The organism is Psychrobacter sp. Pi2-51, assembly GCF_904846665.1.
Taxonomy (GTDB): domain Bacteria; phylum Pseudomonadota; class Gammaproteobacteria; order Pseudomonadales; family Moraxellaceae; genus Psychrobacter; species Psychrobacter glaciei.
Map to the genome: position 1 here is coordinate 40219 of NZ_CAJHBP010000008.1, position 24499 is coordinate 64717.

Consider the following 24499-nt stretch of genomic DNA (forward strand, 5'->3'; position numbering starts at 1 on the left):
ATTTCAATAAATATATAGATTTATAGTTAGAATCGGCCTTATTGTATTGATATTGTTGCATATTGACTACAAAGTTCATTAATTCCCTATTGTTATGAATACTGTTTTTGTTTATATTGTTCCTACTTATTAATGCCACTGGTAATAGCTTATCAACGTCACTAATAATAACGTTTTGATAAGCAATAAATGAAATTGACTATTAAGTTTCGTATTACTACTTATTATTTGTGAATTGGCACTCTTTAGCGCTTAATAAATAGTATTATATTTATTAGGTTTATATCCCTTATATAAAAGTTGGATTTATTATGAACAACAATACTGCCCTTGATTTAGACAGTTTAAACGTCGATGAGCTACGTGCCATCACTGAAAACGCCCAACAGTTAATTGCTAAAAAGCAACATCAGCGTTTGTATGATGCTTACATGCAGTTTGAAAAAATTGCCGAAGAGAGTAATAGCACCATCGAAGAGATTTTAAAGGCTGGTGAGACGTTAGAGAAAAAGCGTAATATCAAGTATCGCAACACCGATAATAATGAAGAGACGTGGACGGGTCGCGGTCGCAAGCCACTATGGTTGGTTGATGCACTAGCAGCAGGTCGTGACATTGAAGATTTCGCTATTTAATCTGTCAAGATTCGAATAGCAATGCTAGGCATTACTTTGTCCTTATGACTTTCATAACGATTGAGTCAAAAGTGCATTAGTAGACAGAAGTCAGTATCTTTATTGCCAATATTTTGGTAAAAAGATACTGGCTTTTTTTCTGTCATCTGTATGCTATTGTTTGTTATGATAATGACGTTTTTACCTTATATAAGAGTTGTGTAACCGTGGCCCAAGTCTCTGCGTCGTCTCATAAGCGTCCCCGTAAGCTGTGGTGGCTATTTGGGTTTATATTATTTGCGCTATTTGCCTTATTGCAAATGCCTGCGTCGTGGCTACTTGAAAAATATGCACCTAATAATCCTTATGTGCAGCACGTGTCGGGCAACTTATGGCAAGGCTCAGCGATTTGGCAACTGCCTTTGTCAGCAACGCCTCTGACAGGTGCGGCGAATTGGTCGTGGCAGCCGTGGCAATTATTTTTGGGTAAGTTGGGTGCAGAAGTCGATATCACGACAGAGCAGACCAGATTAAACGGTCAAATAAAGCTGGGCACCAGCGCATGGCAGATTGATGATATGAGCGGCAAGATTGCGCCGGAAACATTGGCCAGTGTGGTCGATTGGCAGCTGCCCAACACACCGATTCAAGTCAATGCGGTATCGTTAAAACGGCAGACCGGTTCGGATAATGATTCCAATAAAAAGTCTTCTGGTTTCAGTGAAGCTGATGGTCAGTTGACTTGGGTCGGCGGTGAAGTAGGTTATCCGAGTGGTGGTAAGATTTTTTATATCACTATGCCAGCGATGCGTGCCGAGCTTAGTACGGAACAAAAAAATGATAAAAATCTGCTGCACGTTAATTTATTAAATAATCAAGATAAGCGCTTAGGGGATCTGTATGTCGATGGCGATAATATGCTAGATGTTAGCTTGACCCAGCGTTTATTAGAAAATATGCCTGAATACAAAGGACAAGCCCCGCAAGATACGCCCGTTGTCAGTGTGCGCCAGCCATTGTTAGCCGGTTTGGGGACGCGCTAGATGTCTACTGCTACCTTAAAACCCATCATCAATGTTCTCAATCGCTGCGCTGGTTGGCTGCTACTATTAGCAATTGCTTGGCTGTGCTGGACGGCGGCACGGCTATTGTGGTTGTTGCTAGCTGCGCCTTTGGCACCAGCTTTACCGCTAGCTCCTCTACAAAACGCTAATACATCTGGCGATGATTACAGTGGTCTGTTTGCCATTTTTGCCGACCCCGATCCTGTCGCTGCGGCGGTACAGCCACCCCCTAATATTGGCTTAAAAGGGGTTTTGCTAGCCGTGCCAGAGAGCATGTCGTCCGCCTTATTAGACGTCAATGGCGAGGTCAAAAACTATCGCATCGGTGACAGTCTAAAAGACAGTGACTATACTCTGATCGCTGTCGACTGGAACGCCGTTATCATCGCCGATGCCCGTGATCAGCAAACGGTCATTAGAATGGCAGAGGCGATGGCACTCGACCAAAGCGATATGCTAGCAGGTGCCGTCAGCAATCAGCGTTTGCCAAACAGCAACGCATTGCCCAGTGCTCCAATGCCAGCACAAGACAATACTGAGTCCACAGCAGAGACGACTCCTGAGAGCAGCCCGCAATCTGCTATTGATGAGGCCATCACGTCACTGAAAGAAAATCCAGCCAGTTATCTGAGCAGGATGGGTGTCATGGCCTCAGGCGAAAACTATCAGGTAACGGCAGCGATGCCTTCAAAACTACGCAATCGTCTAGGACTAGAGCCGGGTGATCAGGTCTTGACCGTTAATGGTCAAAGTGTGGGCAATAATCCTAGCCAAGATGCTGGTATCCTGCAACAAGTACAGCAAGCAGGCGAAGCGCAAATAGAAGTCAAACGTGGCGAGCAAGTGATTACGATTCGCCAGCAATTTTAGGCAAGCAATGTTTTATTAAGCTCTTTCTTATTAGGCCGTTTTAAGTAAATAATGACCATCTGGTTGGGGCTATGGTAGCAACACGCCAGCTGACAATATTCAGTACATACTAAGCGACATCACTGTAGGTAATTATCAATATGGTACGTTCTCATAAATTTTCAGTCACGCCTTTGCACCATACCTTACAGCGCTTGATGCGCCTATGCCGTCCTCTTTGCCTAGCAGTACCGCTATGGGCGGCCAGTACAGGTCTAGTTAGTGCCGAGAGTTGGAAAGTCAACTTGCAAGATGCTGATATTAAAGCCTTTATTAATGAAGTGGCGACCATTACCGATCAAAACTTTGTCCTTGATCCACGTATCAATGGCAATGTGACGGTCATCTCCAATAAAGCTTTGTCTCGCGATGAGATTTATCAGCTGTTTTTGAGTGTGATGCAAGTCAATGGTATTGCCGCGATTGACTCAGGTACAACTGTTAAACTGGTGCCGGATAACGTCGCCAAGCAGTCTGGTGTGGCCGTCGATTTGCGCGGTGATAGTGTCGGTGAAGCACTGGCAACTCGGGTCATTTATTTGACCAATACTCAAGCGGCAGAGGTGTTGGGAGTCATACGACCACTCATGCCACAGTCTGCCCATGCTGCTGCTGTGCCTGGTGTTAATGCGCTAGTATTGTCGGATCGCGCGGATAGCTTGAATCAATTAACCGCGCTCATCCGTGATTTGGACAGCAACGTCAATGACAGTTTGCAAGTGATACCGCTACGACATGTCGATGCAGAGCGCATGATGGAGTTGATCAGTGCTTTGGTGGCAAGTGCCGGTAGTGGGCAAGCACAAGGGGGCAATAATCAGCTGAAAGTCATTGCCGATACGTCCAGTGATAGGCTGCTGGTCAAAGGCAGCCCTGAGATGATCGCCAAAGTCCAAGAAATGGTCAATCAGCTGGATACCACACCTACAAGACGCCTGAGTGGTTTGCGGGTTTTTCGATTGAAGTATGCCAGTGCTGGTCATATTGCAGATATGCTACGTGGCTTGCTAGCCAATCAATCTATCAATAGCGCTGGCGCGACCTCGACATTAGAGGCCGCCTCGCTAAATGATGCAAGTACGACAGGTGCATCGATTAATGGTGCAGCCAGTGATAGCATTGGTAATAGCAGTACAGCAGTAGTGCCTGCTAGCAGCGCAAGTGGAACGAGTACGGGAGTGGGCGGTCGGCCGTTCAGTATCATCGCTGATGAAACGCAAAATGCTGTGATCGTTAATGCCGCACCCGAGCTGATGTTTGAGATTGAAGACGCGGTCAGCCAATTAGACAGTCGCCGCGCACAAGTATTGATTCAAGCCGCTATTGTCGAAGTATCGGGCGATGATGCGACCCAACTGGGTGTGCAGTGGGCGCTGGGTAATGCCAACAGTGGTTATGGGGTAGTAAACTTTAACAATGTTGGTGCTAGTGCGACAACCCTTGCGGCTGCCGCCTTAGCAGGTACTGGTACGGCAGGTATCAGCGCTGCTGCCAGCTCTATCGCTGGTGCTTTGATAGGGATTGGAGACAGTCGAAAAGACAGTCAGGGTAATACTGAGTTTTATGGTGCCATCTTACAAGCACTGGATTCTTCTACTAGTGCCAATCTACTGTCTATGCCGTCAATTTTGACATTGGACAATGAGAAGGCGAGTATTTTGGTTGGTCAAAACGTGCCTTTTGTGACTGGCTCTTTTACCACCAGTGGCAACAATTCAAACAATCCATTTCAAACGATTGATCGCCAAGATATTGGTATTAATCTCAATGTCATTCCGCATATTGGTGATAATGGCACAGTACGCTTGGAGGTATCGCAAGAAGTATCGTCAGTCGTGCCAGGTAGTACGGGTAATGCCAGTGGTTTGATTACCAATAAGAGCCTCATCAACACGACTATTCTAGCCGACGATCAACAGACCATCGCTCTAGGCGGTTTGATGCGCGATAACACCACGACGCGCCAACAAAAAGTGCCTGGTTTGGGTAATGTGCCTTTTATCGGTCGATTGTTCCGTTCTGACAATGACAACACGCAAAAGAGCAACTTGATCATATTTTTACAACCAACCATTTTACGCGATGGCGGTGCAGTGGCGAGTGTGACTGAACGCAAGTTTAACCAAATGCGTGTCCTACAGCTGGTCATTGACAAAAACGGAACGATTAAGCAGTTGCCCTTAAGTGGGACAGAAGGCTGGGATGGCAATGTCGATGCAGATTACGAATTGATGCCACTCAATCCGCTCGTGCCGAGGCGCAATCAAGCACCAAAAGCTACGTCACAAGGTTTTACTAAAGTAGATAGTCCAAGTAGTGGTATCACGACTTACCCTCTCAAGCGTTAAACGCAAGCTCAATCAGGCTATCGTCTCGTGCGGTTTTATTAGGGTCTGTTGAGCATTCAAATATTAGGACTGCTGATCGCTAAAATCGCATCAAACCTTTTATCAAATCAGGCGTAAACTGACGATAATGTCCAGACCTTAGCTAGGTTTATAACAACGTTTGGGGCGATTTTAGTATCAGCCCCAAGTATACAAGCAGGGGCAGGACTATTTTTTGCCAATACATGGCGAAATTGTCTAACCTAGAACGACTAGGCGTCAAAAATTTCACTGCGTATTGTCTAAAAAATAGCCACTGCCAGTACCACATTTGAATGTTCAACAGACCCTAAAAATATGACACCGTACATAAGCTTGCGTATTCATAACACAGATAAACACAGCCACTACTATATCCCAGTATACTAAGTAATTTAGATACACCGAATATTGATAAAATAATATGTTAGTGCACTCTAAAAGATAAATAAGCTGTAAAGGGGTGGAGGTGATGGCGCATCGTATTAGCAAAAAAAAATGGCTTATGTTAAGCGCAGTTGGTACGGCTTTATTACTAATACCGCGTCGTAGCAGCCGCCAAACAGGTAACAGTCGACAATCAGACAGTCACCCACAAAGCGAGATTAACGAACAAAACGCATCACGATCATTCAGATGCTAAGTGTGGACTTTTCTCATGGTGATTTTGCCTATTTAGGCACTTTCGTTCAGATTGAGGACATGCCCTAACAACGATTAAGTTTGGAACCTGTTAATGACTGCTCTTGACTCACCATATATCGCGCCGCATTCATCGTATGCTTTGCCACTGATTGACACGCATACGCATTTTGATGCGCCAATTTTTGATAATGATAGAGCGGTACAAGTAGAAAAAGCGTGTGAGCAAGGGGTGCGCCACCTTATGTTGGTGGGTTATTCATATGAGCATTTCGATCGTCTGTATGAGACTAAACGCCTAATTAATGAAGATTTTCAATCGATTACAGCGCAAGCAGCTATAGTGCAATCATCGATAATTAAGGTTGCTAACCAGAACAACTCGTCTCTAGATGCTCATATTGCACTGGGTTTGCATCCTTTTTATATCAAGCAGCATACAGAAGCACATCTGGATAGTATGGCAAAGATGCTCGCTGACGAGCGCCCATTAGCAATCGGTGAGATTGGCTTAGATACTTTTACAGATGAGATGAAACAGCCTGATGTTCTAGCCAAGCAAGAGTATTTTTTTAAGGCACAATTGGATATGGCAGTGACCCATCAGCTGCCGGTGATGCTGCATATTCGAAAAGCTCATGCTGAAGCGTTAGCCATATTGAAAGCACATGATTATAATGCGCATAATTTGGGCGGGGTCGCGCATAGTTTTAGTGGTGGTGAGCAAGAGGCAAAGGCTTTTGTAAAACTAGGATTTAAGCTCGGCATTACTGGACAAGTCACCAATCCAAATGCTAAAAAACTGCGTCGCGCGATTCAAGCAGCCGTTGATAGTTATGGTCTTGAGTGCTTGGTGATTGAAACTGACTGTCCAGATATGACACCCATTATGTGTCAGCATTCAAACAATAGCCAGTTAGCGCTTGGGCAAAATTCAGACAATGAAGGGGATGATACTTCCGCTCATAATATAAACGTTCCCGCCAACTTACCATGGGTGCTGCTGAGTCTGAGTGAGTTACTCAATGTACCGTCATATCGCCTTGCCGAGCAACTATGGCAAAATAGTTGCGATGCCCTACGTACTGACTGGCAGTATCCTATACCGTCAAAAGGGTAACGGCTACTAACAGTAAAAAGTAACGTGATAGAGAATAAAATAAAAGCAACTTGAGTTACCACCTTTAAAAAGAGCGTTTAATCTGTTATGAATGAAGCACAATTATTTGACCAGTCGTTTGTAGAGCCTAATACCGTTGAGCATTCTATCGCTCATGACGACAGTGATCGCGCAAGTGAGCAATATGAGCGGCGTTTCCAAGGAACGCAAACTCTTTATGGTCGCTCAGCCGTTGATACTTTTGCGGCAGCGCATGTGTATGTGATTGGCGTCGGGGGCGTTGGTTCTTGGGCAGCAGAAGCCTTGGCTCGTACCGCAGTTGGCATTATTACTCTGATTGATTTGGATGTATTGGTGGCTTCTAATGTCAATCGGCAATTGCCAGCGTTAGACAGTACCTTTGGGCAAAGCAAAATTGCGGCGATGGGGCAACGCCTTGGTGAGATTAACCCCAAGGTCACCATCAACTTAATTGATGATTTCCTGACAGTCGATAATGTTGCCGCACTCCTGCCGAGCCGTGAAGAAGCAAAGGCTGCCATTGCTCAAGGTCATCCTATTGTCATTCTAGATTGTGTCGATGATATGCAGGCCAAACTTGCTATCGCCCTACATTGTCGTTTCAATAAATTAAAATTGGTCTGTGCAGGCGGTGCGGGTGGTAAGATAGACCCTAGTAAAATTACGGTAAGTGATTTGCGCGATAGCTATCAAGATCCACTACTGGCCAAGCTTCGCAATAAATTACGTCACGAAAAAGGCATTAATAGCGCTCTAAAAGAAAAATTTGGCATCAAATGCGTCTATTCTACAGAACCACCACGCGTCGATAAAAGCTGTCAAACGGGCGGTTTACATTGCGGCGGTTATGGTTCAGCAGTAGTAGTGACATCGGTCGTGGCAATGCTGATGGTGAGTGAAGCGTTACAATTGTTGATAAAGCAGACGAACGTCTGATTCTAATGAATGGAGTCCACCTTGACGATACCCAACTCACCTAAGCGCAGCTACCCAGTCGCCGCAGATGAAGTAGATCGTATTAGTAAGCTCAAAAAATATCAGGTGCTCAACCATAATGATGAGCCTGCTTTTTCTCGTCTGACTGAACTTGCTAAGTTGTTTTTTGACATGCCAGTTGTCACTATTACCTTTATGGATGAAGAGACTCAGTATCTAAAATCTGTACATGGGCTTGTTGATATATGTACGACGGCGCGTGAAGTGGCTATCTGTAACTATACCTTGCTGTCGGATGGGGTGTTTGTGGTCGCAGATTTGTCAAAAGACAGTCGCTTTGATCAGAATCCATTGGTGACAGAATCTACGCATTTACGATTTTATGCGGGTGCGCCCATTATCATGCATGAAGACAATAAGACGTATCGTCTAGGCTCTTTCTGTCTGATGGATACAGAGCCTTATTATGGCTTTGATGCTAAGCAAGAAAAATTATTGGCCCAGTTCGCGATGATGGCTGCCGATGCTTTACAACTACAAGATAAACAACGTGTCGCCAAGCATGCTAATGAGATGAAATCGGACTTTTTGGCCAACATGAGCCATGAAATACGGACACCGATGAATGGCATTATCGGCATGGTAGAGATGCTTAGCGAGACTAAGCTCAGCCAAGAACAACAAGAGTATGTGGACAATATAAAAGTCTCAAATGAGCATTTGCTAGCGATTATCAATGGTATTTTGGATTTATCGAAAGTTGAGTCTGGCAAAATGACCATTGATGCCATCCCGATGAACTTGTCTACCTTATGTAATGAAGTAGTCAGTCTCTTTGCTATCAAAGCCCGACAGCGCGGCTTGATTTTAGACTACCATTATATGGAATCGCTATCACCTTATGTGCAAGGGGATCCGGTACGTCTCAAACAAATCATGGTCAACCTTGTCAATAATGCCATCAAATTCACCCGTGAAGGTGGGCGAGTGAGTATCGATGTTAAGCACGTGCCCAATTGTTGTTATATCAATGACAAGTCTAAAAATGACAAGTCTAGAAATGATGAATTTGATGATGTTTTGACTGATGAGACCATTAGTGGTGACAGTATCATTGAAGAGAGCAATACCCAAGAAAACATGACCTTATATATTCAGGTCACCGATACAGGCGTCGGTATCAAACCTGAATCAGTTGACGCGATATTTGATGCTTACAATCAAGCTGATAAATCGACCCATCGTCTGTATGGTGGTACAGGTCTTGGGTTGTCTGTGTGTAAATCTCTGGTGGATCTAATGGGTGGGTGCATTAATGTAGATAGTGTGGTCGGTGTCGGGACTACCTTCACGGTATTGTTGCCGCTACCTACTATCGGTGAGGAGCAGTACGAGAGCTGGCAAGATTCAAACGACTTTACTATGATAGTGCCCACTCAGGAGCGTTCTGGTCATATATTGTTAGTTGAAGATGACAGTGTCAACGCGACGATAGCCAAAAAAGCCCTGAATAATAGTGGTCATACGGTTACGCATGTCACCGATGGGCAGCAAGCGATTGAGACTTTTGCGTTGTACCCTGAGCGTTATGACCTCATTTTGATGGATCATCATATGCCGATTATGGATGGCGTACAGGCAACCATTAAGTTACACGAACTTTATGATCCTCAAGTGCTGCCACCGATTATCGCTTTGACCGCTAATGCCATGGATGGCGAGCGCGAAAAATATCTCAATGTGGGCATGCAGGATTATTGCACAAAGCCCTTTAAACAAGAGCAGCTAAACGCCTTGGTACAATATTGGCTGATGCATAAGCAATCGTCAGCTGATTAAGAGAGTAAGGCAGACTTAATTTGCCAAGATATAGTCATAGCACTTTTAAACCGCTACGGTGTTACCCATCCTAGATGTACGCAGTGTACTATCTGCGGTTGGGCGCCTTGTAGCGATTCTAAAATTCCTTGACTATAGATCTACTAAATCGCACGAATGCATTCTTTATTGTGCTGATTATTCAAACCGTTTTAGTGCTTGTTTATGATGTTTTTTCGATGACTTTCTGACAAGTAATAAAAAAGCTTAACCATTTAATAATGGTTAAGCTTTTTTTATGCGTTACTAGGGCGCGTCCCCAATTCAATCGAGCATTCTCTAAATGCGCTAAAAATGGCTAAATTTTGCCAAATAGCTTATCAATATCTCGATATTATCTGCGCTATTTTCCTCGTTTGACGACAATTTATCTCATTTTTATCGCCATTTTTGAAATGAGGACATCCCCTAAATCAAGTCGAGCGATTAGTTGACGCGAGTTTGGTAGTCACCAGTACGGGTATCGACACGGACGACTTCACCTTGCTGAACAAACAATGGTACACGCACAACTGCGCCTGTCTCTAACTTAGCAGGTTTGCCGCCACCACCTGAAGTATCACCACGTACGCCAGGATCTGTCTCCGTGATTTGTAACTCAACGAAGTTGGGTGGCGTGATCGACAATGGACTTCCATTAAATAGAGTGATGGTACATACGGCATTGCTGTTTTCTTTTAGCCATTGTACTGAGTCGCCCATTGCTGTTTTGTCAGCTTGGATTTGCTCAAAGCTTTCAGGATGCATAAAATGCCAAAACTCGCCATCGTTGTATAGATAGTTCATTTCAGTGTCCATGACATCAGCCGCCTCTAAGCTATCACCTGACTTGAAAGTTTGCTCCAATACTTTACCACTACGAAGATTGCGCAACTTGACACGGTTAAAGGCTTGACCTTTACCAGGTTTGACAAACTCGTTTTCAAGAATGGCACAAGGATTGCCATCGAGCATGACTTTTAGACCGGCTTTAAATTCATTAGTAGAAAAACTTGCCACAAGAAACTCCTAAAGGTTGCGAATATATGATCAGTATTTGGGTGTGGAGATAACTGTGCTAAGCGCTGTCGTCACGCCAACTATTCATGGATGACTGGTATGCTTTGATAGGGTACTCACTAAGGGCGTATAATGACGCCTTTTAGGCACAGGTACTAGGTTGTCATGATAAACCATTTAATCACACAAAAAAACTGGCAAACGCAATTATCCGAAGGCATTACCAGCATTGATGAGCTGCTTAGTATCCTAAAACTAGAATCCTTGCGTGCTGACGTTTATGTGCCTGAGCATTTTGAGCTAAGAGTGCCACGTGCTTTTGTCGCAAAAATGACCGTTGGCGATAGCAATGACCCTTTGCTAAAGCAAGTGCTACCTGACCAACAAGAGCAAGTCACAGTGACTGGCTACGTGGCAGATCCTTTAGCCGAAAACGACCATAACCCGACCAAAGGCTTATTGCATAAATATCAATCAAGAGTGCTGTTAACGATTACAGGTGCTTGTGCGATTCATTGCCGTTACTGTTTCCGTCAGCATTTTGATTACAGTGCCAATATGCCCACTGCCGATGCCAAACAAAGCATCATCGACTATATTACTGCGCATCCTGAGATCAATGAGGTGATCTTGAGTGGCGGCGACCCTTTAAACGTGACCAATAGACGGTTGTTTGCTTGGTTAGATACCTTGGAAGCCATCCCACAACTGACCACCATTCGGCTACATACTCGTTTGCCAATAGTGATTCCAGCACGTTTGGATGCGCCATTATTAGAGAGGCTGGCACAAAGTCGCTGTCATATCGTCATGGTCATTCATTGTAATCATGCTAATGAGATTGATGTGCTCACAGCAGAGTATTTGCAGCGGGCGCGAGCAGCTGGCATGACTTTATTAAATCAGGCCGTACTTCTAAAAGGCATTAATGACAGCGTTGCTGCTCAAATCGCTTTAAGCCAACGCTTATTTGCCGCTGGCGTATTGCCTTATTATTTGCACGTGTTGGATAAAGTGGCAGGCGCAGCACATTTCGATAGCGACGAGCGGTCAGCAGTCGCGCTTTATTGGTCATTATTGGCAGCATTACCCGGTTATCTGGTACCTAAGCTGGTCAGGGAGCTGCCAGATAGACCGTTTAAGGTGCCGATTGACATTTACAATGGGGCTTAAAAGTTGCATGATGACGAGGCAATATTATTTATGGACAAATAATGACCAATAAGTGCATAAGCAGCTGTTATTACGACCTTCTATCGATAGCTAACGCTTACCCGCTTGCTAATAGTTTGTGCAGCTATCACTGCGTAATGACTAAGGATAGTAATGATAACTTTATCGGATTTTCAAGAGCATCTGGCTTCGACAGAGCCGTTACTGCCTGCTTCTAGCCACTCGACCAACGGTCAAGAGCAGCATTTGCGCAAGTGGGTGGCACTTTTGCCATCGCAAACAGAAGCGCAGCAAGCGGAGCAATTGGAAAAAGTACTCACAGAGTTGAGAGTGGCTGACGTAGATGATCAGCAACGTTTCAAATTAATTCGTATCGTCCTTGATGCTGCCGATCGGCTGATTGCTGCTTTACGTCAGTCTTACGTCCATGAGACGGGAGCGCTGAGTGATGCTCAGTTGGACTGTGTTGCTCAAGTAAAATCTTTATATTATCTGGTTATTCTGGTCTGCGACGGTGTGATACGCCGCGAAATATCGTTGTTAGACAATCAAAAAACGCCGGCAAGTAGCGGCTGGCAGCGCCGTTTTACGGGCGAAAAATCTGCGCCAATGACGTTAGCCATCGTTATTTACCAGACGATGTTAACGTACCAAAAACTATTGATGGAAGAGGCCATTTGTTATCAAAAGCCACCGTCATATGTCTGGGCTGCACTCAATCGATTGTATTATCTTGCCTGTCAGCGCCATGCTGCAACGCTTGACTTAAGTGTTTATGTCGTTACCAACCGCGCGGACAGTATACATCGATTGTATTGTCAAATATGTTTGCACAGCTTGCTCAATGTGCGCGGATTGCGTCGTTCTAATATCTTGCTGGTCCATCGCTTATTACCGGAGTGGGCTGAACCAATCGTTGCGACCATAGAGCCGCAAACTGAGACACGCGTCTTTGTCAATTTGCATAGTGAGAATCCACCTACTTACTTGACCGCCCACTCTAGCATCAATCCCTATGAGAGCCAGTACGACTGTCTCTTCATTGAGCTGGCATCAGTGATAGAGCATCTAAAATCACGCCAGCAAGCATTAATCAATGAGGGTAGCGAAGGCGTTGAGTGCTGTTTGCTGAATAAGATAGCAATGGCGATAACCTATCGCTATATGCAGCCGCAATTAACCGTACCGAATAAGTATAGCGCTAAGCAAGATGCCACAATGGTGATTGGATTTAATGATATTCATTATCATGCTAGTCATGCGCAAGGATTGATAAGCTTGATCGGCACCAAAGAGCTGCCGGATGGGGAGCGACCTCGCTATGATACCGTACCAAAAAAACCCGTGGACAGTAACTTATCAATCTTTGAAACTTTTGACAGCAAAAATGTCCTTTCGCCTTTTCGCACGTTGCAGCTGATGGTAAATCCTGTTGATGTTGATGTTCGTCCTACCATTACCACTCCGCCACCGTTACAAATAATGAGTCTCTCTTTATTATGCCGTTCTGAGACGACCACCGCTGACTGGTCGATTGGGGTTGCACGCTGGCTCAATCTTGATACTCATAATCCAGAGGTAGAGTGGCAAGTCCTTGGTCACAAGTTAATCACTTGCGGGCTGCGTCTAGAGGATAGGAAGTCACGCAGTCAGCATTTTGTGCCAGCCTTCATTGTCGCTGGCGATGATCAGCTACAGACGACTTGCAGCTTAATAGTGCCGACCTTTCATTTTCAGACCAATGATAGAGTGATCATGCGCTTGCATAATAAACAGAAATTGTTACGTTTATTACATCCCTTATTGGTGACCGATGAGTTTAGCCAGTATGAAGTGGTACAACTGTAGTCTGCGCAAGTATTTATTTGGATAGTGATATAGTCAATCCTATATAAATCGGCGGCGGTGGCAGCCTCTCTAAGTCTACTATTTGCCATACTTCAGCATGTCCAAGTTAAGTTAATATGCAGTCGGTTAAATTATTGTCTATAATGAGAGATACTGCGACTTACATTTTTATGGTCTAGAAATACCTACCTACCAAGTCAGTCATCCTAGACCGCATCAATAAACCAGTATTTTCAATACCCGCTGAGCCTAATACTTGTAGTGCTTGCTTATTTGCCGTGCTATTTTGATGTTAGAAAAAGCAGCAAGGTATCGAAATTAAGCGATAAAAATAAATACGATCATAAGATTCAAAAGGCCTCCTATGCGTACTCAGTCCGTCTTAAATCTACTAGTTATCGATGCCGATCAGCTCTATGCTGAGCGTCTGGTGGATTTGCTAGATTCTTATTATGACAGCATCAATCTAGGCTTTTTGGATGACAAGGAAGAGTTGCTCAAATCACTCCGCCAGCCGTGGGATGTTTTAGTTTTTGGCCAAGCCTATGATATGAGCTTTACCGACATGGTGGGAATCGTGCAAGAGCAGAGTATTGATCTGCCGATGATCTGTCTGATGAGTGCAGAGACAGCTCCGACTGCTCATAATGAGGACGGTTTGCCTTCTGTGATGAATGGCACGATGGTTAAGGCGCTTAGGGCAGACCAAGAGACAGCAGTGGTGATGGCGATTTGCTTACAGCATGATAATTTGCGTAGCCGCCGCCAGCTAAAATCTCTGCATCATGTACTGTCTGAGGCAGAGCAGCGCGCTAATATTTTAATCAAAAACTCTAAAAGTGCGGTTGCCTATCTTGACCAAGGTATTCATATCTTTGCCAATGACCCTTATCTTCAGCTATTTGGTTTTGAATCAATGAACGATATCATTGGTGTACCCGTTATTGATTTGATCGCAGGTGGCGACAACGTCAAAGCCTTTAAGCAGTTTTTGCGACAGTTTGATAAGGGTAGCCGTGAAGAGGTTGAGTTCAAATTCGAAAGCCTACGTAAGGATGGCAGTACCTTTGAGGCAAAACTACAGCTGGCAGCAGCCACCTTGGATAGTGAGCCAGTTACTCAAATTATTATCCAACAAAATAACAGTAATAGTGCTGAGGTTGCTAAGCGCTTGGCAGAAGCTGAGCGTAAGGATAGCTTGACAGGAATCAACAACCGCCACGGTTTTGAAGAGCAGTTGATGACGGTACACCAGCAAGCAATAGATGGCGTACTGACTGCAGGGCTAATGTATGTTCGGCTCGATAACATTGGTAAAATTAGAAGTAGCTTGGGTTTGCAGGGTGTCGATACGACGGTCAAGCAGGTAGCTTATACCCTAGACGAGCTGGTGCCAGAGGGTTATGTAAGCCGCTTTAGCGATACAGCATTTACGATACTAGTAGAGAATCAGACAGCCGCAGAGCTCGAACAGCTCGCCGAGCACATTGGCTCACGTATTAGTGAGATGCTCATTGAAGTCGATAAGCGTACGACAAGCACCACCGTTAGTATTGGTATTGTCAAAATCGAAAAAAATACCGCTGAGCCTAAGATTGTATTAGAGCGAGCGATGGATGCCATTGCTCAGATTATGACTGAGACCTCCAATAAAGGTGGCACCTATCATTTATATGATCCGAGTGAGCATGCCAATAGTGATGACCATGCGCTCGCTGAGTCTTTAGTCGATGCCATTGCCAATAACCGCTTTGAGCTATCGTTTCAGGCGATATATGACATCAATAATGACCGTAGTGACTTTTTTGAAGTCTATCTGCGGCTGCCATTGGCAGATGCTGACAATACCGTGTTGACACCTCAACAATTTATGGCGGTTGCTAAAGCGCATCAATTGCTAGAAAAAATAGATCGTTGGGTACTGATTAATGCCTGTAAAAAGATAAATGACGTCCGTAAGATCCATCCTGAAGCACGATTATTGATACAATTGACCAGTGCTTCGCTAGTTGATAAAAAGCTGCCAAACGTTGCCAGTCAGCTGATTAATGCCGTTGGCGGTGCTGCAGGAGCATTGACGCTACAATTTAATGAACAAGATATCGCTGATCATTTAACGGTTGCCAAATCTCAATTTGAAGCACTTGACCAAGTGGGCTGTCAGCTTGGTATTACTAACTTTGGCTCGTCTACTAAGTCTGTTGAGATTGCCAGCGTTGTCCAGCCAGATATCGTACGTTTGGCTCGTAGTTACGTGCAAGATATCGATTCTGCGGATAATTTAGAAGCCGTTAAGTCTCTTATCGTGCGTACCAACGCGGTTAAAATCGATGTGTTGATGCCTTACATTGAAGAGGCGGCAACCATGTCTGTCGCTTGGAGTGTGGGTGCGCGTTACCTGCAAGGGTATTATTTGGAAGAGCCAAGCAGTACAATAAAAGTGGCTAGTGGTACATAAGAGCACCTAATCTTGTGTAACCATACAGGTATAACCCTAGACGTTTCTTAAGCGTTATTTATTGGTTTAGATGCCGATAAATGATGCTATATTTTTAAACAGCTATCTATGCGTGCCGACCGATTTTGTCTGATTTTGCATTGCATTATTATCGATATCGTCTTATATAGCTGGTGCTCCTCAACTAAAGATTGTCAAAAATGTCTATTATCAGTAAGTCATCATTGAGCGGTATTTTTACCGCTGTTCTACTGCTCACCGCCTGCGGGGAAAGTATACCACCTGATCATCGCGCGCCTGTCACGCTGCCACTATATACTGGAGGTAACGCTGTCAATGGTGCTCTAATTTATAAAGAGGCTTGTGGTCAGTGTCATCAGCTTAATGCCGGTCTCAATAAAAAAGGCCCGCAGTTGATGAATATATATGGTGCGCCCGCCGCAGAGCTAGAAGATTACACCTATAGTGATGGGCTAAAAACATCAGGTTGGATATGGGATGCAAAAACGCTTGATCCTTATATTGCGGATGCGGAAAAAGCCATGCTAGATTCAAAAATGCTATCAAACCCTATGCCTGATGCTAAAGAGCGTGCGGATGTGATCGCTTATCTGTCAACGCTTCGTGCCGCCGCGCCCCTAGTGGAAGATGAGGCAAAGTAATTCCTGATTTATACTCATTATCCAAAAAACGAGCCAATAATTACTATGACCCATACAGCCATCGACATGTCCCTTTCCTCTACACGCCCGCCAACGTCAGAGATACTCAGTCAATCTGCGCCTAGTGCTAGCGACTATCGCCATAACCAGCAAAAAATCGCCCAGCTTATGGCACAGTTAAACCAAATTGTGTTGGATAAACCTCAAGCCGTTAAGTTGGCGCTAAGTGGTATATTGGCAGGTGGTCATTTATTACTGCAAGATATACCGGGTATGGGCAAGACGACCTTGGCGCAAGGGTTGGCACAGTTATTGGGTTTGAGCTTTAGCCGTGTGCAGTTTACTAACGACATGCTGCCAGCAGATATTTTAGGCATGAGTATCTATGACCAAAGTAAACAGCAATTTGAGTTTCGTTCTGGGCCTATCTTTACTCAGCTGTTACTTGCAGATGAAATCAATCGCTCCAGCCCCAAGACGCAAAGCGCATTATTAGAAGCGATGGAAGAGCGGCAAGTCACCCAAGATGGGAAAACCTATCCTTTGCCGCAGCCGTTTTTTGTGATTGCAACCCAAAATCCTTTGCAGCAAGCAGGTGTCTATCCACTCCCTGAATCGCAGCTAGATCGATTCTTACTATGTTTGTCGCTCGGTTACCCATCACCTGCGGCAGAGCGTGAGCTCTTAAAAGGTCAGGATCGCCGCGAGCTATTAAAAGAGTTGGATGCCGTGCTAGATACGGACGCTGTGTTATTAGCCCAGCAAGGGGTCAAGCAAGTTCATGTCGCGGATGTGGTTTTGGATTATCTACAAAGACTGGTGGCAAAAACACGAGCAAGTCAAGAGTATCATGGCTTATCACCGCGTGGTGTGCTGTCACTACAGCGTGCTGCACAAGCTTATGCCTATGTATCGGGGCATATGGAGATGACGCCTGAAGATATTCAAGCGGTGTTCGCTGCGGTCACTGATCATCGTCTCGGTCAGCGTTTTGTGCCCGCGTATGTGACGGGAGGACAAGCGACGCAGACCATCGCACAACGCATATTGGCAGACGTGGCTGTTATTGTTTAACCGTTTGATTTTTTATAACGTGCGTTTATGTCCAAAACTGCTATTCAATTGTGAATGAGAGTATTAATTTTATGGTAAGGATAGGGTAATCATGAGCTTTTTGCCAAAAGCCTTAACCGTACCAGCTACTTCAGCATTAAGCCGTTGGTTTGCCTCGCGTGCGCCTAAAAGTGATAGCGCCACGCTCAATTTGCGCAATGTCTATATCTTTTTTAGCCGTGAAGGGATGCTATTTGCGGTGTTATTGGTCATTACCTTTATTGCTGGCATCAACTATGGCAATAATCTGGTGCTGGGCTTATGTTTTTATTTGATCAGTGTCTGGCTGATCAGCTTTCATGTAACCTTTGCCCATATTTCAGGTCTAAAAGTACAATTAATAGAAGTGACCATGGCAGAAGCGGGTGCGCCTGTTTGGGTGACTTTGCAGCTGCGCAGTGAGAGCCGCCAACCAAGACGGCAGTTGTTATTTGGCTTTGAGCAGGTTGATAAAGAGACGGATAAAAAATCCAGTAAGAAAATCAAACCTAACGTAGATAGTCAAAATTCTGTGCTCGTTACACGGCTACAAGGTGAGCAGATTATTCGTTTGCCAGTACAGACGCATAGTCGTGGGCAGTTTGAATTACCACGCTTAAAAATAAAAACCGTTTATCCTTTGGGCATTATGCGGGCATGGTCTTATGTCTATTTTGCGCGTACGGCGTGGGTCTATCCAAAACCTGAAGCCTTTGACTGGCAGGCACAATATGCAGTTGCAAGTTTGGAGGACTTACCAACAGGCGGGCAATATCGGCAAGGTCAAGATGACTTTGAGCGGCTCGATAATTATATCGAAGGTGAGTCGCTGGCACGAGTTTCTTGGGGGCATGTGGCGCGCGGTCAGGGTATGTTTACCAAGCACTTTGCTGATCCAGTCGGTCATGAACAAAGCTTAGATTATGCCGATATGCCAGCGGTGCATCATGAGCAGAGGCTGGCTCAGATGACGTATGGGGCGATGAGGTTGGGTGAGCTAGGTGCGCCATTTAAAATGCGCTTGCCGAGTGATGCCTCTGCTGCTGCCCCAATGGGAGAAGGTGATAGTTTTGCGCAAGCGTGCTTGCTAAGGTTGGCAAAAACGCCATGACCAATATCTCTAAAATAGATGACTCAAAAAAACCGGTAGAAGTATTTACTGGCTCTTCTAAATCAGACTTTATAAATTCTGCAAGCTTTGAGCAGTTGGCATTGGGTCAAAATATCGCTTCTCATACTGAACAGGCTAGCGATACTAAATGGACTCGCAAGCTATTTGCCTTGCCAGCGTATTATTGGGTATTAATCGCCCAAATCATCGTCATTTTACCTCATGCCGCGCATCTGCCTTTATGGCTGATTGGCTTTGCTGTGGTTAGTATCGCCGCCCAACTACCGCGCATCAAAATTAAGTTCAAAAAATTGCGTCATTTAAAACGCGTCTATCAAGGCATGCAAATGCTCGGCTTCTTGCTGGGTCTTGTCGGTCTATGGCTGACGTACAATACAGCGTTTGGTCTCGATATGGGCGTGGCATTTTTAGTGCTATGTCTCATCAGTAAGCTGTGGGAATTGTATAAACGGCGCGATGCTTATGTGGTCTTAAATTTATCACTGTTCGTGCTTGCCGCGCTGTTTTTGATGGATCAAGGTCTTGTTACGACTTTAGAGGTAATCGTCGGTGCTGTCATTATCTTGTTGGCATTTATTGCGCTCAATGACGATGGTAATACTCGCGGTGATGGTCGTCTGCGCACTTTGGGTGTATTAGGTCTTGGGGCACTGCCATTATTGGTTGTATTGTTTTTATTCTTCCCGCGCTTACCACCGCTATGGTCAGTGCAGCTATCAGGTCAGCAAGCAACCACTGGCGTCTCCGATAGTATGTCGCCCGGTGACTTTGCTAATTTGGGACAATCGACTGAGCTGGCCTTTCGGGTAGAGTTTGCAGATAAGCGCCCACCGCAGCAGCAGCTGTACTGGCGCGGCTTGGTGTTTAGCGACTTTGATGGAATTACATGGCGTCCTAGCCCTCAGCAACAACAATGGCGGCCTGCACTGCAAATGCCTGTTTGGATTGAGAACGCCTTTGCTACTATCCCCGATGAAGTGAAAGTTGCGCCTACCAGCTATGAGATTATTTTAGAACCCACACAACAAAGCTGGCTATTTGGCCTCGATTATCCTTTTGCCCAGCGCCAAGACATCAGTATTACTTCAAACTTTACCTTATTAAAAGACCAGCCCGTTACTCAGCAGTTCCGTTATGACGTATTACAGTTTGCGCCGATGCGTATTGACCCTGTTCTGTCTGAAGCGTTGCGGCGGCTGAACCTTGCTCTGCCAGCTGACGGCAACCCACAAGCACGCGCACTGGCAAAGCGATTATTTGCGCAATCTGGCTCAGATCCAGTGCGCTATATAGCGGCTATTGAACGCTGGATTAATCAAACAGAATTTCGTTATACACTATCACCGCCACGGCTGAATAAGAACCGTATTGACGAGTTTTTATTTGAGACCAAAGCGGGATTTTGTGAGCATTATTCTTCAAGTTTTACCTTTATGATGCGGGCAGCTGGTATACCTGCACGGGTCGTGGCAGGCTATCAAGGTGGCGAGCTAAGCCGCGGCGGCAATGTTTGGGAAGTTCGGCAGAAAGATGCGCACGCTTGGACGGAGGTTTGGCTTGAGGGTCAAGGCTGGGTACGTGTTGATCCGACAGCTTTCGTTGCACCTGAGCGCGTCGAGCAAGGCATGGATGCGCTGACACAGTCGCAGGGAGCGGCGATGTTCGGTGATGGCGCTAGTGCGCAAATCAGCTATCAGCAATATCAAATGCTACAAACCTTACGCCGCCTCTCAGATCAAGCCAGCTACTATTGGCAAAAAGACGTCGTCGGTTACGATCAGGATAAACAAGCTGACTCGCTACTCAAATGGTTTAATATCCGCTCAGTGATGCAGCAAATTATTTGGTTGGCAGCGAGTGTTATCACTGTCATGGCTATTTTAATCTTTGTCATCTGGCAACGTCGCCGCAAACGCTGGCATCTAGCCGATCTGCCGCTTGCACAGCTATCAAGACGTATTGGTAAGGTGGATAAATCGCTGGCTCGTGATGACAGTGAAGGCCAACTGGCATGGCTTGAGCGCGTGGCACTGGCTATTGATTCAAATGCCGAAGGTGGTACTGATAGCCGTTTAACAGACAGCGGTCACTCAGAAATTGTCCAAACCAAAATCATGCAGATTCAACAAGACTATCGTCAGCTACGCTATGGGCGTCTCAGTACACTTGAAATCAGTGATAAAGAATATCAAATAGTGCTTAAACAGCTCAAAAAAAATGTCGGTGAGTTATTTTGATGACTGTTTGTGAAAGCGTGGTTTAGCGCATGAGAAGAAGTTAAGGGTAATAAAGGAGGTGGCTGTATGGCAATATATGTGGATTTTGTGCAGATAGAATTTAAAGGCTATAAATGGTGTCATATGTTGGCTGATACGCTGCAAGAGCTGCATGAGTTTGCCTTATTGATAGAAGTAGATCAGCGCTTATTCCACCGTCATGCCAGTTATCCGCATTATGATGTTACGGTACAAATGCGCGCGACAGCGATTGAATATGGCGCTATCCCTGCCGGTCGAAAAAAGATTATCGAATGTGCTAAGAAGTTAAAAATAGAGCTACACGAGCAAATAGCACAGTCTAAGAATGGCTAATAAGTTAATCTTTTAAAGATATAAAAAAGGTGGGTTATGCTTTTGCATCCCACCTTTTTTGTGTTCATATTTCCATTTATAGCTTATTTTGCAATAGCTGCCTTACTGACACCATCAAGCGCTTTTGCGATGTTAGCTATCTCGGTATCACAACCTTTGATGTTATGACGCTCTTTCAAATATTCAGGATTGTTGTACGACAACCAGACTTTTTTATCCGCATCTTCACTGATAAGGATTTTTTGTGGTAAGTCGATGGCGACGCTTTGCTCGCAATTCATCAATGGCGTACCCGCTTTTGGGTTACCAAACATAATTACCTGCGTCGGTCTCAATGTTAAATTGGCACCCTGCGCATTTTTTTGATGATCGACGCGCGCAAATACTTTCATGCCTCTACTTTCGATAATCGCCGCCAGCTTATCAGCAGTATCTTGCACGGAATGATTACTTTGCATCGTAACCAAACCCTTTTCAGCATTGATAGCAGTCATCGTTTCTGGTGTTGATGGCATCTTATCCGGCGCGTTTAAAATATTTTCAACGCTGGCGCACGAGGACATGGCCAAAGCTAAGGCAGCGATAGAGACAATCTTAATCATAAAAATTCCTTTTATTATGGTAATTTATTTAGTGAGTGATGCTTGGTTTTGTTAAGCGATCTTCTTCTAATATTACAGATATTTCTTAATGATAGTGGATAATATTCATTTTAAGTAAAACCGAATGTTAAGTAAAACCGAATAGTGGCTTTGCATGTTCATGCTAAATGCTCCGATAGATAATCTACCAGTAATCGAATCTTTGGCGATAAATGACGGTTGTGCGGATAGATAGCCCAGATACTTTCTTCAGGCTCTCTATAGTCATCCAGCAAGCTTATCAGTTCACCAGATGCTAGGTATTTTTGCACATAATAATCTGGCAGCTGGACGATGCCCAAACCTTTTAGCGCAGCATCAACTAGGCTATGACCACTGTTATATTGAACGCTGCCCGAAACGCGTAGATTCTTTTCTTTATCAGCATTTTTTCCAGAATCTATTTTGCCATCTTCTATAAAGTGCCAATAGTCACGTGTGCCTAGCAGACAATTATGTTTACTCAGCTCACTCAAAGAGTGCGGTGTACCGTGTCTCTCAAGATAAGCAGGCGCGGCACAGACAAAATTCGTACGACGGCTGATTTTTTTTGCCATCATGGTTGAATCGCTTAACTTGCCAATACGAATCGCCAAATCATAGCCACCGTCGATCAAGTCCATTTTTTGATTGCTCAAAAAAGCCGTTACTTCGATATCGTTGTATCGCACCATAAAATCATTGACCAGTGGTAATAATTGCTGCTCGCCATAAGTGACAGGAGCGGTCAATTTAATCCTGCCTTGTGGCTTTGACTGTAGGTGGCTCACTGCTTGTTCAGCGGCATCCAAGCCATCAAGCACACCACGGCAATGCTGATAAAACACGCGGCCTTCTTCGGTCAGTGAGACCTTGCGCGTGGTTCGATATAGCAATTTTATATTCAAGCGCTTTTCTAACGCGCTGATCTGCCGACTGACTTGCGCAGTCGAGAGGCTCAATTCTTTTGCGGCGCGCGTGAAGCTCTCATATTCTGCCACACAAACGAATTCGCTAATACCATCCCAGCGCATGATTGTTACCACTGTGTAAAAGATATTTGCAAATATAGCATATTGTTATCACCTCAGAAACAACTATAATTATCGACATAGCATGAAATGTTTTACAGACTGCTACAACTGTAGCTTGCCTCTATTAGGTAAGCACTATAAGCTGAATAGGTCTGCGCTGAATAAGCGATAAAATTAATTAAAAAGAGAGACAACTATGTCAGATAAATTTATCAAATCGAAAGCCGCCATTGCTTGGGGTCCAAACCAGCCGCTATCTATCGAAGAAGTGGATGTGATGTTGCCGCGCAAAGGTGAAGTCTTGGTAAAAATCATCGCCAGTGGCGTTTGTCACACCGATGCGTTTACCTTATCTGGTGAAGACCCAGAAGGCGTATTCCCAGCGATTTTGGGTCATGAGGGTGGCGGTATCGTTGAGCAAATCGGCGAAGGCGTGACCAGTGTCCAAGTTGGCGATCATGTTATCCCTTTATACACCGCAGAATGTGGCGTCTGTAAAATGTGTACCTCAGGCAAAACCAATTTGTGTTCAGCCGTGCGCGAGACCCAAGGTAAAGGTCTGATGCCAGACGGTACCACGCGTTTTTATAAAGATGGTGAGCCAATTTATCATTACATGGGCTGCTCAACTTTTTCTGAATATACTGTCTTGCCAGAGATTTCATTGGCTAAAGTCAATAAAGAAGCGCCATTAGAAGAAGTTTGCTTGCTAGGTTGTGGCGTCACGACTGGTATGGGCGCGGTCATGAATACTGCAAAAGTCGAAGAAGGTGCTACGGTTGCTATCTTTGGCATGGGCGGTATTGGTCTGTCAGCGGTCATCGGTGCTGCCATGGCAAAAGCCAGCCGTATCATTGCGATTGATATCAATGAAAGCAAATTTGAGCTGGCCAAAAAACTAGGCGCGACTGACTGCATTAATCCAAAAGATTATGACAAACCAATTCAGGAAGTCATCGTTGAGCTAACCGATGGCGGGGTTGATTACTCATTTGAGTGTATCGGTAACGTCGATGTGATGCGTTCCGCGCTTGAGTGCTGCCATAAAGGCTGGGGCGAGTCGGTCATTATCGGTGTCGCTGGTGCTGGGCAAGAAATCTCAACCCGTCCGTTCCAATTAGTGACTGGTCGAGTCTGGAAAGGCTCAGCATTTGGCGGCGTAAAAGGCCGTTCAGAATTACCAGGCTATGTTGAGCGCTATCTAGCGGGCGAAATCCCACTACAAGACTTCATTACCCATACCATGCCATTAGAAGACATCAACGAAGCGTTTGACTTGATGCATAAAGGCGAGAGTATTCGTACGGTTATTCATTTTTAAGAGTCAATCTTAAGGTAGT

General features: G+C 44.9%; 19 protein-coding genes. 16 read left to right on the forward strand and 3 right to left on the reverse strand.

Annotated elements, in window-relative coordinates:
* The first annotated feature begins 311 nt into the window (after positions 1-311).
* From JMY08_RS06155 to JMY08_RS06185, 7 genes are all read left to right on the forward strand, one after another.
* Positions 312-635 (forward strand): H-NS family nucleoid-associated regulatory protein, encoded by a 324-nt coding sequence (locus tag JMY08_RS06155; protein ID WP_189579877.1) that lies wholly within the window; start codon positions 312-314, stop codon positions 633-635.
* A gap of 206 nt (positions 636-841) precedes the next feature.
* Entirely contained in the window at positions 842-1657 is an 816-nt protein-coding gene (gene gspN, locus JMY08_RS06160) for a type II secretion system protein N (RefSeq protein WP_201592272.1), read from the forward strand.
* Positions 1658-2548, forward strand: coding sequence for a type II secretion system protein N (locus JMY08_RS06165; protein WP_189579882.1), 891 nt, complete (start codon positions 1658-1660; stop codon positions 2546-2548).
* 140 nt (positions 2549-2688) lie between these two features.
* On the forward strand, positions 2689-4935 hold the full coding sequence (gspD, locus tag JMY08_RS06170) for a type II secretion system secretin GspD (RefSeq protein WP_201592285.1): 2247 nt from the start codon (positions 2689-2691) through the stop codon (positions 4933-4935).
* A 754-nt stretch (positions 4936-5689) separates the two neighbouring features.
* On the forward strand, positions 5690-6715 hold the full coding sequence (locus JMY08_RS06175) for a TatD family hydrolase (RefSeq protein WP_201592287.1): 1026 nt from the start codon (positions 5690-5692) through the stop codon (positions 6713-6715).
* An 87-nt stretch (positions 6716-6802) separates the two neighbouring features.
* A complete protein-coding gene (locus JMY08_RS06180) occupies positions 6803-7672 on the forward strand; it encodes a ThiF family adenylyltransferase (RefSeq protein ID WP_227679610.1) in 870 nt (289 codons plus the stop codon).
* 21 nt (positions 7673-7693) lie between these two features.
* A complete protein-coding gene (locus JMY08_RS06185) occupies positions 7694-9511 on the forward strand; it encodes a GAF domain-containing hybrid sensor histidine kinase/response regulator (RefSeq protein ID WP_227679611.1) in 1818 nt (605 codons plus the stop codon).
* Positions 9512-9976: 465 nt separating this feature from the next.
* On the opposite strand, the gene efp is transcribed toward JMY08_RS06185, so the two are convergent.
* A complete protein-coding gene (gene efp, locus JMY08_RS06190) occupies positions 9977-10549 on the reverse strand; it encodes an elongation factor P (RefSeq protein WP_189579898.1) in 573 nt (190 codons plus the stop codon).
* Positions 10550-10714: 165 nt separating this feature from the next.
* Here efp and epmB point away from each other — a divergent pair, with 165 nt between their 5' ends.
* The 8 genes from epmB to JMY08_RS06230 all read left to right on the forward strand — a co-directional run bounded on the left by epmB (position 10715) and on the right by JMY08_RS06230 (position 21505).
* The gene (gene epmB, locus JMY08_RS06195) at positions 10715-11722 is read left to right on the forward strand and encodes an EF-P beta-lysylation protein EpmB (RefSeq protein WP_201592291.1); all 1008 of its coding nucleotides are present in this window, start codon (positions 10715-10717) and stop codon (positions 11720-11722) included.
* 153 nt (positions 11723-11875) lie between these two features.
* The gene (locus JMY08_RS06200; RefSeq protein WP_201592293.1) at positions 11876-13570 is read left to right on the forward strand and encodes a hypothetical protein; all 1695 of its coding nucleotides are present in this window, start codon (positions 11876-11878) and stop codon (positions 13568-13570) included.
* Positions 13571-13934: 364 nt separating this feature from the next.
* Positions 13935-16028 (forward strand): EAL domain-containing protein, encoded by a 2094-nt coding sequence (locus JMY08_RS06205; protein WP_201592295.1) that lies wholly within the window; start codon positions 13935-13937, stop codon positions 16026-16028.
* A 200-nt stretch (positions 16029-16228) separates the two neighbouring features.
* Entirely contained in the window at positions 16229-16690 is a 462-nt protein-coding gene (locus JMY08_RS06210) for a c-type cytochrome (protein ID WP_194619237.1), read from the forward strand.
* 66 nt (positions 16691-16756) lie between these two features.
* Positions 16757-17764, forward strand: coding sequence for an AAA family ATPase (locus JMY08_RS06215; RefSeq protein ID WP_201592448.1), 1008 nt, complete (start codon positions 16757-16759; stop codon positions 17762-17764).
* Between the two features lie 91 nt (positions 17765-17855).
* Positions 17856-18893: a hypothetical protein gene (locus tag JMY08_RS06220; RefSeq protein ID WP_201592297.1), complete on the forward strand. Its 1038-nt coding sequence runs from the start codon at positions 17856-17858 to the stop codon at positions 18891-18893.
* A complete protein-coding gene (locus JMY08_RS06225; RefSeq protein ID WP_201592299.1) occupies positions 18890-21151 on the forward strand; it encodes a transglutaminaseTgpA domain-containing protein in 2262 nt (753 codons plus the stop codon). The genes JMY08_RS06220 and JMY08_RS06225 overlap by 4 nt, the downstream gene beginning before the upstream one ends.
* Positions 21152-21217: 66 nt before the next feature.
* Positions 21218-21505 carry a DUF4031 domain-containing protein gene (locus tag JMY08_RS06230; RefSeq protein WP_010201315.1) on the forward strand — a complete coding sequence of 96 codons (288 nt, stop codon included), beginning with the start codon at positions 21218-21220 and terminating at the stop codon, positions 21503-21505.
* 83 nt (positions 21506-21588) lie between these two features.
* Here JMY08_RS06230 and JMY08_RS06235 read toward each other — a convergent pair whose 3' ends face one another.
* Together JMY08_RS06235 and JMY08_RS06240 are read right to left on the reverse strand one after the other, a co-directional pair.
* Positions 21589-22107 (reverse strand): DUF302 domain-containing protein, encoded by a 519-nt coding sequence (locus tag JMY08_RS06235; protein ID WP_201592301.1) that lies wholly within the window; start codon positions 22105-22107, stop codon positions 21589-21591.
* 158 nt (positions 22108-22265) lie between these two features.
* Positions 22266-23159 (reverse strand): LysR family transcriptional regulator, encoded by an 894-nt coding sequence (locus JMY08_RS06240; protein WP_227679612.1) that lies wholly within the window; start codon positions 23157-23159, stop codon positions 22266-22268.
* A 196-nt stretch (positions 23160-23355) separates the two neighbouring features.
* On the opposite strand from JMY08_RS06240, the gene JMY08_RS06245 reads away from it, so the two are divergent.
* Entirely contained in the window at positions 23356-24480 is a 1125-nt protein-coding gene (locus JMY08_RS06245; RefSeq protein WP_201592303.1) for an S-(hydroxymethyl)glutathione dehydrogenase/class III alcohol dehydrogenase, read from the forward strand.
* The last annotated feature ends 19 nt before the right edge of the window (positions 24481-24499 follow it).